Here is a 13441-nt window from a genome sequence, read left to right as displayed (position 1 = left end):
TTGTCCAATACCGCCGACCGCCAGCACCACGGACGGAGCGAGTCGCAGCCCGCATTCGAAGGCACTCCGGCGAACGCCCTTCCCCTGACGGCGTCGGAGGATCGCCAGTTCGCGACCCTGGCCCACTTCGGAGGGATCCTCGGATTCATCCCCTCCCTGCTGATCTTCCTCATCTTCAAGGATCGCGGCCCGTTCACGGCCCAGGAGTCGAAGGAGGCGCTGAACTTCACGCTCCCTCCCACGATCCTCGCGCTGGTTACCTGGCTGCTCTCCCTGGTGCCGGTCGTCGGCGGGGTGTTCGCCGTCGCCAACGCCCTCATCTGGCTGACGATCACCATCTTCTCGGTGAACGCCGGCATCCAGGTGAACCGAGGCCGGCCCTACCGCTACCCCCTGAACCTGCGCCTCATCCGCTGAACCACCGACCCGTTCCGGATGGGTCGGTGGGCGGCCACCGGCTCAGTCGGGCAGCAGCCGGCGCACGACGGCATCCGCGAGCAGCCGACCCCTGAACGTCAGGACCACGCGACCCGCGAAGGCCGCCGCCGGCTCGACGAGCCCGTCCGCGATCAGGCCCGCGACGGCCCGACGGCCCGACGACGTGAGGGTGTCGGCGGCAAGCCCCTCCCGCAGGCGCACCCGCAGCATCACGTCCTCGACGTAGCGGTCCTCGTCCGACAGGACCTCGCGTCCGGCCGCCGGGGAACGGCCCGCCGCCAGGGCGTCCGCGTAGGGGCGTGGGTGCTTCACGTTCCACCAGCGGGTGCCGCCGACGTGCGAGTGGGCTCCCGGGCCCGCTCCCCACCAGTCACTGCCGCGCCAGTAGGCCAGGTTGTGCCGGCAGGCGTCGGCGGGGGTGCGCGCCCAGTTGCTCACCTCGTACCACTGCAGCCCGCCCTCGGTGAGCATCTCGTCCGCGAGGGCGTACTTGTCGGCGTGGTCGTCGTCGTCGATCGGCGGCACCTGCCCGCGGCGGATGCGCGATGCGAGCTTCGTCCCGTCCTCGATGATGAGGGCGTAGGCGGAGATGTGGTCGGGGCCGTAGGACAGCGCCGTGGCCAGGGATGTCCGCCAGTCCTCCAGGGACTCCCCCGGGGTGCCGTAGATCAGGTCGAGGCTGACCTTCAGCCCGGCCTCCCGGGCCCACTGCACGGCCTGCGGGACGCGCTCCGGGGAGTGGGTCCGGTCGAGGACCGCCAGGACGTGCGGCACGGCGGACTGCATGCCGTAGGAGATCCGGGTGAAGCCGGCCTCCCGAAGGACCCCCAGCGATTCCGGCGTGACGGAGTCCGGGTTCGCCTCGGTGGTCACCTCGGCGTCGGGCGCCAGTCCCCACCGGTCACGGGCCGCCCGGAGGATCGCCGCGAGGTCCTCCGCGGGGAGCAGCGTGGGCGTCCCGCCCCCGAAGAAGACCGTCGCCAGTGGCCGTGGCGGCACACCCGAGGCTTCGAGCGCCCGGGCGCCGAGGGCGAGTTCCGTGAGGACGGAGCCGGCGTACGCGTCCTGCGATGCGCCGCCGCCGAGCTCCGTGGCCGTGTAGGTGTTGAAGTCGCAGTAGCCGCACCGGACGGCGCAGAACGGGATGTGGACATAGAGGCAGAAGGCGCGGTCGACGGCTCCCCGCGCTGCGGAGGACGGCAGGACGCCGTCCTCCGGTGCCGGCAGGCCGAGCGGCAGGACGCTAGGCATGACGTCCCGTCCACCCGGAACAGTGGCGCATCACTTCTTGGCTTTGTCCTTCGACTCGTCGGAGGACAGGGCCGCGATGAAGGCTTCCTGGGGAACTTCCACGCGCCCCACCATCTTCATGCGCTTCTTGCCTTCCTTCTGCTTCTCGAGCAGCTTGCGCTTGCGGGTGATGTCGCCGCCGTAGCACTTGGCGAGGACGTCCTTGCGGATCGCGCGGATGCTCTCCCGGGCGATGATGCGGGCCCCGATCGCGGCCTGGATGGGGACCTCGAACTGCTGGCGCGGGATCAGCTCGCGGAGCTTGCCCGTCATCATGACGCCGTACGCATAGGCCTTGTCGCGGTGGGTGATGGCACTGAAGGCGTCCACCTGCTCGCCCTGCAGGAGGATGTCCACCTTGACGAGGTCGGACACCTGGTCGCCGTCGGCCTTCCAGTCGAGGGACCCGTAGCCGCGGGTCTTGGACTTCAGCAGATCGAAGAAGTCGAAGACGATCTCCGCGAGCGGCAGCCGGTACCGGATCTCGACGCGCTCCTCGGACAGGTAGTCCATGCCGCCGAGGACACCGCGGCGCTGCTGGCAGAGCTCCATGATGGCGCCGACGAACTCGGACGGTGCGAGGATGGTCGCCGACACCATGGGCTCGCGCACCTCGGCGATCTTGCCCACGGGGTACTCGCTGGGGTTGGTCACCTTCAGCACGCGCTTGTCCTCGAGGGTGACCTCGTACTCCACGTTCGGTGCGGTGGAGATGAGGTCGAGGTTGTACTCGCGCTCGAGGCGCTCGCGGGTGATCTCGAGGTGCAGCAGCCCGAGGAAGCCGACGCGGAACCCGAAGCCCAGCGCGGCCGAGGTCTCGGGCTCGTAGACCAGGGCGGCATCGTTCAGGGTGAACTTCGCGAGGGCATCGCGCAGCACGGGATAGTCGGTGCCGTCCAGCGGATACAGACCCGAGAAGACCATGGGCTTCGGATCCTGGTACCCGCCCAGCGACTGGGCGGCCGGCTTGGCCAGGTTGGTGACGGTGTCGCCGACCTTCGACTGGCGGACGTCCTTGACCCCCGTGATCAGGTAGCCCACCTCGCCGACGCCCAGACCCTTGCTGGGCTTGGGCTCGGGGGAGCTGACGCCGATCTCGAGCAGCTCGTGGCTGGCCCGTGTGGACATCATCTGGATGCGCTCGCGCGGGCTGAGCTTGCCGTCGACGACCCTCACGTAGGTGACCACGCCGCGGTAGGTGTCGTACACGGAATCGAAGATCATCGCTCGGGCCGGGGCGTCCGGATCACCGGTCGGTGACGGGAGGTCGCGGACGATCTTGTCCATGAGGACCTCGACGCCCATGCCGGTCTTGCCGGACACCCTCAGCACGTCCTCCGGCTCGCCGCCGATCAGGCTCGCCAGTTCCGCCGCGTACTTCTCGGGCTGGGCGGCCGGCAGGTCGATCTTGTTCAGCACCGGGATGATCGTGAGGTTGTTCTCCATCGCGAGGTACAGGTTCGCGAGGGTCTGGGCCTCGATGCCCTGCGCCGCGTCGACGAGCAGGACCGCGCCCTCGCAGGCCGCGAGGGACCGTGACACCTCATAGGTGAAGTCCACGTGGCCGGGTGTGTCGATCATGTTGAGGGCGTAGGCGGTGCCGTCGACCTCCCAGGGCAGGCGCACCGCCTGGGACTTGATGGTGATGCCGCGCTCGCGCTCGATATCCATCCGGTCGAGGTACTGCGCCTTCATGTCCCGCTGCTCGACGGCTCCCGTGAGCTGCAGCATGCGGTCCGCCAGCGTGGACTTCCCGTGATCGATGTGGGCGATGATGCAGAAATTCCTGATGATCGCCGGATCGGTGGCGGCAGGCACCGGAGCGGTGCGGGCCATGGGTGACACGTAGCTTCCTCACTCTTGCGGAACAGGGTCTCTTGCAGGGTCTCTCACCAAACCGGGTCCGGCGTCCGACGGCCGGGCGGGTGGGCCTCGGGTCCGGGCCCGCCGGTCCACGGAGGCCTCCCCTAGTGTCCCATGACGCCGCACGGCTGCGGCAATCGCCTGCACCGGCTGCCGTGTCTCTGCCGTGTCTCAGCCGCTCGGACCGCCGGTCGCCGACGCCGACGCCGTGCTCGCTAGGATTCGACCATGGCGATCACCCTGCGTTCCCTCCTGGTCCTCGCGAACCGCGTCGTCCGCGCCGCCGGCAGCACCACGCCCGTCGAGCGGGAGGACGCCCCTGTGCGGCGGCGGCCGGCCCGACGTCCGGGGATGTCCCTGTCCCGGCCACCCCGGAGCGATCGGCGGACGGCCCTGGGTGCGTACTCCCCCACCGCGGACGGCAAGCCCGACCCCGGGGAGATCGTCTGGACATGGGTGCCGTACGAGGACGACCCGTCGCAGGGGAAGGACCGGCCGGTGCTGCTGGTAGGGCGGGAGGGCGGAACCCTGCTCGGGCTGATGCTGCCAGCCGGGACCGCAACAACGCCGGCGATCACGATGACCGCTACGTCGACATCGGAACGGGGGCATGGGACCGGCAGGGGCGCCCGAGCGAGGTGAGGGTGGACCGCCTGCTCCGCATCCTGCCCGGGGACGTCAGGAGGGAGGGCGCCGTCCTCCCTCGCCGGCAGTACGAACAGGTGGTCGCGAGGGTCCCCGAGCACCTGCTCGACTGACCTGCAGGTGCTCGGACGCGCCCGGCGCAGCCGCCGGAACCAGCGGCCGACGCCGGACCGCTCGGGTTGCGTGCGGGTTTCTGCTAATCTGTATAGCTGTGTGTCCGCGCAGGTCTTCGGGCACTTTGGCCGATCGCCACACGGTATCCCCACGCCGCTCAGTCTTCGGTTGGCCGAAATACCCTCACGACCAGTCCGCAATACAAAGAAAGTTCTCATACGTGGCAAATATCAAGTCCCAGAAGAAGCGCATCCTCACCAACGAAAAGGCGAGGCAGCGTAACAACTCGGTCAAGTCCGAGCTCAAGACCGCCATCCGCGCCGTGAACACGGCCGTCGAGGGTGCGGACAAGGACGCTGCCGCTACGGCGCTGCAGGCAGCCAGCCGCAAGCTCGACAAGGCCGTCACCAAGGGTGTGCTGCACAAGAACAACGCAGCGAACCGCAAGTCCGCGATCTCCAAGAAGGTCAACGCGCTCTAAGCTGCGGAACCTTCGACGAAGGGCCGGCTCCTGACGGGGCCGGCCCTTCGTCGTTCCTCCGGAGCCGTCGGCGCCGCCGCCCCGCGGGACACCCGGTCAGCCGTCCCCGAGCGCGATGACGGTGACGGCGCGTTCGACCGCATAGACGGGGTCCCGCGACTCGCCCTTCACCTGGGCGTCGGCCTCCGCGAGGGCCCGGACACACCGGACAAGGGCGTCGGCGCTGAAACGCTGCGCTTCCTTCCGCGCCTGGTCCACCTGCCACGGCGCCATCCCCAGGTCCTTGGCGAGCTGCATGGAGGAGCCCCGGACCCCGTGGACCTTCGCGACGGCCCGGACCTTCATCGCGAGGGCGGCGACGATGGGGACGGGGTCGGCGCCCGTCGCGAGGGCGTGGCGCAGCATCGACAGCGCCTGCGCCGTGCGTCCCGCCAGCGCCGCGTCGGCCACCTTGAAACCCGTCGCCTCGACGCGACCCCCGTAGTACTTCTCCACCGTCTCGACGGTGACGTCGCCGGTCATGTCGGCCATGAGCTGCTGGCAGGCGGCCGCGAGCTCCGGCAGCTGGGATCCGACGGCCGCCACGAGCGCCCGGACGGCATCGGGGTCGATGCGTCGGCGTGCGAGGCGGAACTCCGTGGTGACGAACTCGGCCTTCTCGCCATCCTTCTTCAGCGGCTGGCAGTCGACGACGGTGGCCCGGGCGGCCTTGATCGCGTCCAGGAGCTTCTTGCCGCGGTTGCCGCCGGAATGGCGCAGCACCAGCACGACGTCGGGTGCCGGGTCGGCGAGGTAGGACAGCGCGTCGAGCAGGAAGGCGTCGCTCATCTGCGCCAGCCCCGCCACCTCGATGATCTTCCAGTCCCCGAAGAGTGACGGGCTGGCCTGCATGGCCAGGTGGCCGGCCTCGTAGGATCCGGCGTCAAACCGGACCAGCTCGGCTTCGGGCTGGGCCGTCCGGACCTGCCGGCGGATGGACTCCGCCGCCCTCGACGCGAGGTAGTCCTCCGGGCCCGCGAGCAGGACGACTCCCGCCGGTTGCACGTCACGCCAGGAGGCTGTCTGCTGATGGGCGGCGCCAGTCCGGCCGGCCGGTGATCTCGTTGCCACGTGGCGAGGTTCCTTCCTTCGAAACACCTCCTACTGTTGCACGGCGTCGACGCGCCTCAAAGTCGCCGCCCTCCGGGTCCCGGACGCGTCAACGGAGCGGTCGGACCTCGACGGTCGCGCCGACGACGTGCACCGTGAAGGAGCCCAGCTCGTCCGTCCGGGCGACCGTGATCCCTGCCCGGCCGAGCGCGTCGAGGATGCCCGGATGTGGGTGGCCGTACTCGTTGTCCTTCCCCGCGGAGATGAGCGCCAGGCGCGGGCCGACCGCGTCGATCACCGCCGTGCCCCCGTTCCTCGCCCCGTGGTGCGCGATCTTGAGGATGTCGACGCCCCTGTCCGCCAGGCCGGGGTCGACGCCGAGCAGCGCCGCCGCGGCGTCCTCCTCGAGGTCGCCGGTCAACAGGATCCTGACGGGGCGGGAGGGCGACGGGACCTCGACGTCCAGGACCGCGCTCGCGTTGTTCTCCTCCGTCAGGTCCGCTGCCGCCGTGGGCCAGAGGACGCGGACCCTGAGCGGGGCGAGGTCGAGGCTGGTCGTGGTGTCGAGCCGCTCGGGTTCGACGCCGCCCGCCGCCGCGGCCTCGGTCAGTTCCGAAGGAAGGCCGGCTTCGCCGCTGGAGTAGTAGAGGGCCGCCAGGGCCCGTCCGCGGAGGACGCCCTCGACGCCGCCGTAATGATCGTCGTGCAGGTGCGTGATGACCAGGGCATCGATGACCTCCACGTGCAGGGCGTCCAGGCAGCGGTCCATGGCGTCCGGGTCCGGCCCGGCGTCGACGACCAGTGCGTGGCCGGGCGTCGTCTCCAGGACCATGCCGTCGCCCTGGCCGACGTCGCACATCGCCAGATCCCATTCCCCGGCGGCGGGTCCCGCCCTCACCCGGACGATCGCGGCGGCGGCCACGCACAGGACCAGGACCGCGAGGACCACCGCCGTCGTACGCCGGCGGCGGGCCCCCGCGGGAACAACGGCCGGCTCGAGCCCCGGGGACGGGGTGCGGTGCGGGATCGACCGGCCCAGAGGCGACCGGTGTCGGCGGGGACCGGTACTTCCCCGGGTGGCGCCCGGAGGTTCCCGCCGGGCGAGGATCAGCAGGACCGTCAGCGATACGGCCGCCGCGGCGACCGCTCCGGGTACCCCCGGGAGCCACGGCACCGCTGCCCCCGGGCCGTGGGACAGCACCTCCGCCACGCCGGCGACCCACCGCGTACCCCACTGGGCGGAGGCGATCAGCGGGGGTGCCAGGACCGGCGCGACGACGAGCGCCAGGACGGCGAGCATGCCCAGCAGGGTGATCGCGGGGACGGCCGGGGAGGCGAGGACGTTCGCGGGCAACGAATACAGCGGGAGCGAGGGCTGGATCAGCACGAGGACGGGTGTGCAGAACAGCTGTGCGGTCAACGGGATCGCCAGCAGTTGCGCGGCGAGTCGCGGCATCGCCCGCTCGAGGGTCGCCGACACCCGTGGTCCGGCGAGGACGAGTCCCAGGGTCGCGGCGACCGACAGCACGAAGGCGTAGGACACGGAGAGCCAGGGATCCGCGGCGAGCAGGACGATCACGGACAGCATCAGGAGGGTCAACGACACCCTCCCGCGCCCGGACAGGACGGCCACGACACCGATCGAGCCCATCACGGCGGCGCGGAGGACACTCGGTTCGGGCCGGACCAGCATCACGAACCCCGCGAGGGCGACCACCGCTCCCACGGCCGCCGCCGGACGCGGGGCGCGGACGAGACGCAGGGCCAGGAAGGCGAAGGCCACGACGTAGGAGCAGTTCGCCCCACTCACGGCCGTCAGGTGCGTCAACCCGGTGGTCCTCATGGCGTCCCCCAGGACGGGGTCCAGACCGGTCCTGTCACCGAGCGCCATGCCCGGCAGCAGCCCTCCGTCGCGGTCGTCGTGCAGGGAGAGCTCCCGGAACTGCGTCCTCAGACGATCGGTATAGCCCAGCCACCCGCCCGCCTCGTCGATGGTCGGTGGGCTGGCGGGCAGGAAGACCGCAACCGCCCTGCCGACACGATCGGAGGGCTTCGCGGTTCCCAGTACTCGCACCGTGTCTCCGGTCCCCATCCCGCCCCACTGCTCCGGCGCGAGGACCGCGACCGGTGTCCTGGAGGCGAATCGTCTCCCCTGCAGGACGCCCCCGATCACGTCGGCATCCACCAGATAGCGATCCCCGCCGCCGAAGGCACCCTGCGGCAGGAGCTTCGGCTCGCCCGAGATCCGCAGGACCGCCGTGAACGGCACGCCGGCCTGCACTGCCCGGTCGACCGGCCCGGATTCGGCGCGGGCGAGGCTGCCGCCCGCAGCCAGCAGGACGAGCGCCAGAGCAGCGGCCGGGGGGAGGGCCTGCGCGGATACCACCGCCCACGTGGGAGCCCGCCCCCGAGGGACCAGGAGGAGCACACACCCGAGAACGAGGCCGGCCGCACCGGCGAGGAGGCCTCCTGCCGTCGCGCCGGGCGCTCCGCCGTGGATGGCGGTCGCGGCCGCGATCCACGCCGCTGCGGCGGAGGGCAGGAGCCTCAGATCGCCTCTCCAGCGCGGAAGGCGCCGCCCGTCCGACACCGCACCACCCGACTCGGCGCCGTCCGACTCGGTGCCGTCCGATGTGGCGCCGTCCGACTCGGTGCCGTCCGATGTGGTGCCGTCCGATGTGGCGCCGTCCGATGTGGCGCCGTCCGATGTGGCGCCGTCCGATGTGGCGCCGTCCGATGTGGCGCCGGGAGGCAGGTCTCGCCCCGACCCGCCGCCGAGGGCGGCACGGTGTCCGGTCGCCCGGCTCACCGGACGGCGACGAGGGGCAGGATCCCCTCGAGCAGCGCGGGACCGATGCCGGGGACGGCGTCGACGTCGGCAGCCTGGACGAAGGGGCCGTGCTCGTCCCGCCAGTCGATGATCCGCTGGCCGAGGACGGGTCCCACCCCGGGGAGCGTCTCGATCTCGGCCAGTGTGGCGGTGTTGATGTCGATGCTCCCCGGCAGCGCACCGGCACCGCCCGCCGTCGGATCCGGTGGGTCCCCGGACCCGCCCCGCGGGGACGCGGGCGCCGGAGGCTCCCCCACGACGGGGCGGGGCTCCTCGCCCACCGCCAGCAGATGGATGTGCTGGCCATCGGCCGGAATCCCGGCGAGGTTGATCCCTTCGAGATCTGCCTCCGGGAGGGCGCCCCCCGCACGCTCGATGACCTCGACGAGGCGGGTGCCGGCGGGAACCGTGATGACCCCGGGGGACGCCACCGCCCCGGTGACGTACACGATCACCGGCCCCTCCCCTGCATCGGCACCGGACGGCGACGAAGGCTCGACCCGACCGTCCGGCGGAGCGCTCCCGCCCGCTGGAGCGGACGCCCCCTCGGCAGGGCCGGGGCTGCCCCCAGGGCCGGGTCCGCTGTCCGCAGGACCGGCGCTCCCCTCACGCGAATCGGTGGGCCCGGCATCGAGCTGTACCGAGACGGCGGCAGCGGAGGGTTCGGAGCTGCGGACGAGGAAGAGGGCCGCTCCGACGGCCAGCGCGACGCCGAGGAACACGAGCGCGGCCGAGCGCGCGACACGCCACTGGACACCCCCGGGATGGCGGGGCACCCCCTCGTCGGCATCGGCGGGACCATGACCTTCGGTGCCGCCATCGGGCTCGCCGAGCGGAAGCGGGCGGGGCGACCGCGCCCCGGCGTCCCCCGCTGTCGGCCATCGGTGCTTTCCCATGCAGCCACCCTAGGAACGGGGAGGTACGTCCCCGAGGGCCGATGCCGCTATGTGGACATCTCGGCAGGTCCCCGTGTGTGTCAGTCGAGCCCGGGCTGCTCCGCACTGACCGTGACGGCCACGACGCCGAGACCGGCGTGGGCGGCGAGGACCGCGGGGCAGGGTGCCAGCGAGACCCGGCCGGCCCCGAGGGACAGCTCGAGCCGCCCGACGAGGGCTTCACCCTCCTCCTCGTTGCCGAAGTGATGCACGGTCAGCAGGGCTCCCCCACCCCGTCGCGCGACGTCGGCCTCGGCCAGTTCCTGCAGCCGCTGGATCCCCCGGGCGGCTGTGCGCATCCGCTCCAGCGGCACCAGGCGACCGCCCTGCACATGGAGGATCACCCGGACGGAGAGCAGCGTCCCGAGCCATCCGGCCGCGCCGGTGACCCGTCCCCCGCGCCGCAGCTGCTCGAGGCTCGGGACGTAGAAGTAGAGCGCCGACCCGCGGGCAGCCATCGCCGCGGCGGCGGCCGAGGCCTGCAGGTCACCGCCGCGGCGTGCCGCCGCCAGGGCGGCGAGGGCCGCCCGGCCCTGCGCCATGGCGGCCGTCCGCGTGTCGATGACCTCGACGGGCAGCGCCGCCCGGGACGCCGCGAGACGCGCCGCGTCCGCCGTTCCGGACAGCAGCCCCGAGAGGTGCACGGACACGATGCCGTCGTAGCCTTCGTCGTCGAGCCGGCCGTACAACCGGTCGAACTGGCCGGGCGACGGACGCGAGGTGCGCACGTCCTCGCCGGCCGCGAGGGCCATCATCAGCGGGGCCGTGACGTCGTCGTACTCGCCGGTGAGGATCTCGTCGCCCACGAGCACCGGCATGGGGACCACCTCGATCCCCTCGGCGGGCGCCCCGGGCAGGCGCCAGCCGGGCGGGAAGCCCGCGGCGGAATCGGTGACGACGGCTATGCGCACAGCGCGTCCCCCACCGATCCGCCGCCCGTCGATGCCCGGCTCATCGGGGTCCCATCAGGCCGGGACGATGTTGACCAGCTTGGGCGCGCGCACGATGACCGTCCGCACGTCGCGACCGTCCAGGACGCGCTGCACCTGCTCACTGGCCAGCGCGAGCGCGCGCAGGGCGTCCTCGTCGATGTCCGGCGAGACCGTCAGGCGGTCGCGCACCTTGCCCTGCACCTGCACGACGGCGACCACGCTGTCCTGCGTCAGCAAACCGGGATCGACCACGGGCCAGCCCGCCGTCGCCACGGTCGCCTCGTGGCCGAGCCGCTCCCACAGATCCTCGGCCGTGTAGGGCGCGAACAGGCCGAGGATGACGGCGACGGCCTCCGTCGCCTCGCGGACGGCCGGATCCCCGCCACCCACCCCGGAGTCGATGGCCTTCCTCGTCGCGTTGACCAGTTCCATCAGCTTCGCGATGACGACGTTGAACTTGTTGGCCTCCATGAGCTCGGAGGCGTCCGCGACCGTCCGGTGGGTCACGGAGCGCAGTGCCCGGTCACCCGCCGCCGGGTCGGCGCCGACGGCGCTCGTCACGTCGCCGCCCAGCCGCCAGGCGCGGGCCAGGAACTTCGCGGAGCCCGACGGCGAGACGTCCGCCCAGTCGACGTCGTCCTCCGGCGGGGAGGCGAACACCATGGTCAGGCGGACGGCGTCGACGCCGAAGCGGTCGAGCTGCTCGCCGAGGTCCACCCCGTTGCCGAGGGACTTGCTCATGGCCTTGCCGCCGTTGAGCACCTGGCCCTGGTTGAGCAGGGCGCTGAAGGGTTCGGTGAAGGAGACCATGCCGAGGTCGAACAGGACCTTGGTGAAGAACCGGCTGTAGAGCAGGTGGAGGATGGCGTGCTCGACGCCGCCCACGTACTGGCCCACCGGCAGCCAGCGGTTGACGGCCTCGGTGTCGAAGGGCGCGGTGTCCAGGTGCGGGTCGATGAAGCGCAGGTAGTACCAGGACGAGTCCACGAACGTGTCCATGGTGTCGGTGTCCCGCCGCGCGGAACCCCCGCAGGACGGGCAGGCCACGTCGACCCACTCCTCGACGGCGGCCAGCGGCGAGGTCCCCTTCGGGGCCAGGGATTCCCCGCGGAGTCCCTCGGGGAGGGTGACGGGCAGCTGGTCGTCGGGGACCGGGACCTCCCCGCAGGACGGGCAGTGGATGATCGGGATCGGCGTCCCCCAGAAGCGCTGCCGCGACAGCAGCCAGTCGCGCAGCCGGTAGTTGATGGTGTGCTCGCCGGTGCCCTGTGCCTCGATCAGCTCGACGGCGCGGCGGATGGCGGTCGCCTTGTCCAGGCCGGTCAGCTCCCCCGAGTTGACGAGGGTTCCTTCGCCCGTCGTCGCGATCCCGGTGGCGGCGGCGTCCTCCGCGCCGGTGTCGACGACGGTGCGGACCGGCAGGTCGAAGGCCCGCGCGAAGTCGAGGTCACGCTGATCGTGGGCGGGGACGGCCATGATCGCGCCAGTGCCGTAGTCGGCCAGCACGTAGTCCGCGGCCCACACGGGCAGCTTCTCGCCGTTGAGGGGGTTGACGGCGTAGCGGCCGGTGAAGACGCCGGTCTTCTCCCGCTCGGTGGCCTGCCGTTCGATCTCCGAGAGTCCCTTGACCTGCTCGCGGTACGCGTCCAGGGCGGCCCGGTGCTCCGGGGTGACCAGGTCGAGCGCCAGGGGGGCATCCGCGGCGACGACGAAGAAGGTCGCCCCGTACAGGGTGTCGGGACGCGTCGTGAAGACGGTGACATCGGTGTCCGGCAGGTCGCCGTCGGCCCCGATCCGGAAGCGGACGTGGGCCCCCTCGGACCGGCCGATCCAGTTGCGCTGCATGGCGAGCACACGCTCCGGCCAGTGGCCCTTGAGCTGCTCCATGTCGTCGAGCAGGCGGTCCGCGTAGTCCGTGATCTTGAAGTACCACTGGTTGAGGCTCTTCTTGGTGACCATGGTCCCGCACCGGTCGCACGCACCGTTGATGACCTGCTCGTTCGCCAGCACCGTCTGGTCCTTCGGGCACCAGTTCACCGGCGAGTCCCGGCGGTACGCCAGTCCCTTCTGGAAGAACCGCACGAACAGCCACTGCGTCCACCGGTAGTACTCCGGGTCCGAGGTGTGCAGCCGGCGGTCCCAGTCCGCGCTGATCGCATAGCGTCGGAACGAGTTCGCCTGGGTCTCGATGTTCGCGTACGTCCACTCGGCCGGATGCGCATTGCGCTTGATCGCCGCGTTCTCGGCCGGGAGCCCGAACGAGTCCCAGCCGATCGGGTGCAGGACGTCGAACCCCTTCTGCCGGTAGAAGCGCGCGGCGACGTCGCCCATGGCGAACGCCTCGGCGTGGCCCATGTGCAGGTCGCCCGACGGGTAGGGGAACATGTCCAGCACGTAGCGCCGCTCGCGCGAGCCGTCGTCGACCGGGGCGAACGCCCGGAGCCTGTCCCAGACCGCCGGCCACTTCGCCTCGATGGCCGGGAAATCGTAGGTGTTGTCGTCCGGCTGAGCGACCTCGGGGTTGCTGCTCACTGTATGTTGGCCTGTCCTGTCGGTGGAACGTGGTTCTGCGGTGATGCGTCACTGCCTGGCTCGTGCTGCGACCCGGCGGCGCGACGACGGGGGCGGTCCTGCGCCGGACACACAAAAGCCCCTCGCAGACGGGAGGGGCTGGCCGCACGGCGGAGACCGTACGGCTACGTAAGGAGCATGATGCGCAGCATGCCTTCACTTTAGCAGTGCACGCCGAACGGCGCCCGGCCGGGGCGCCGCGCGGGAAGGGCACCCCCGCCCGTCGGACCGACGGACCGGGGATGCCCTCGAT

The 13441-nt window shown here is 71.5% G+C and carries 10 protein-coding genes; 3 read left to right on the top strand and 7 right to left on the bottom strand.

The genetic code is table 11. The annotated features are described in order from the left end of the window. Positions 1–417: a DUF4870 domain-containing protein gene (locus tag AC4D2E_RS05795; protein ID WP_490909402.1), complete on the top strand. Its 417-nt coding sequence runs from the start codon at positions 1–3 to the stop codon at positions 415–417. A 42-nt stretch (positions 418–459) separates the two neighbouring features. Here AC4D2E_RS05795 and hemW read toward each other — a convergent pair whose 3' ends face one another. Further along, complete coding sequence (hemW, locus tag AC4D2E_RS05790; protein ID WP_490951921.1) at positions 460–1689, bottom strand: radical SAM family heme chaperone HemW; 1230 nt, start codon at positions 1687–1689, stop codon at positions 460–462. Positions 1690–1719: 30 nt separating this feature from the next. Further along, positions 1720–3573 (bottom strand): translation elongation factor 4, encoded by a 1854-nt coding sequence (lepA, locus tag AC4D2E_RS05785; RefSeq protein ID WP_181033533.1) that lies wholly within the window; start codon positions 3571–3573, stop codon positions 1720–1722. A 246-nt stretch (positions 3574–3819) separates the two neighbouring features. Between lepA and AC4D2E_RS05780 the strand changes: the two genes are divergently transcribed. Both AC4D2E_RS05780 and rpsT read left to right on the top strand, forming a co-directional pair. Then, positions 3820–4233 (top strand): hypothetical protein, encoded by a 414-nt coding sequence (locus AC4D2E_RS05780; protein ID WP_490951920.1) that lies wholly within the window; start codon positions 3820–3822, stop codon positions 4231–4233. Positions 4234–4570: 337 nt separating this feature from the next. After that, positions 4571–4831, top strand: a complete 261-nt coding sequence (gene rpsT, locus AC4D2E_RS05775) for a 30S ribosomal protein S20 (RefSeq protein ID WP_104120398.1) — start codon at positions 4571–4573, stop codon at positions 4829–4831. A gap of 96 nt (positions 4832–4927) precedes the next feature. Here rpsT and holA read toward each other — a convergent pair whose 3' ends face one another. The 5 genes from holA to leuS form a co-directional block, all read right to left on the bottom strand. Continuing rightward, positions 4928–5941: a DNA polymerase III subunit delta gene (gene holA, locus AC4D2E_RS05770; protein ID WP_490909405.1), complete on the bottom strand. Its 1014-nt coding sequence runs from the start codon at positions 5939–5941 to the stop codon at positions 4928–4930. Positions 5942–6029: 88 nt separating this feature from the next. Further along, on the bottom strand, positions 6030–8729 hold the full coding sequence (locus AC4D2E_RS05765; protein WP_490951919.1) for a ComEC/Rec2 family competence protein: 2700 nt from the start codon (positions 8727–8729) through the stop codon (positions 6030–6032). Continuing rightward, positions 8726–9646, bottom strand: a complete 921-nt coding sequence (locus AC4D2E_RS05760; RefSeq protein ID WP_490951918.1) for a ComEA family DNA-binding protein — start codon at positions 9644–9646, stop codon at positions 8726–8728. Before AC4D2E_RS05760 ends, AC4D2E_RS05765 begins: the two co-directional genes overlap by 4 nt. Positions 9647–9726: 80 nt before the next feature. Further along, the gene (locus tag AC4D2E_RS05755; protein ID WP_490909408.1) at positions 9727–10596 is read right to left on the bottom strand and encodes a DegV family protein; all 870 of its coding nucleotides are present in this window, start codon (positions 10594–10596) and stop codon (positions 9727–9729) included. Positions 10597–10650: 54 nt separating this feature from the next. Further along, entirely contained in the window at positions 10651–13149 is a 2499-nt protein-coding gene (gene leuS / locus AC4D2E_RS05750; RefSeq protein ID WP_490951917.1) for a leucine--tRNA ligase, read from the bottom strand. Between the last annotated feature and the right edge of the window lie 292 nt (positions 13150–13441).

Source organism: Arthrobacter sp. TJ-265 (assembly GCF_058269135.1).
The sequence above is the reverse complement of the archived record's forward strand: the minus strand, read 5'-3'. Positions and strand labels throughout refer to the sequence as shown.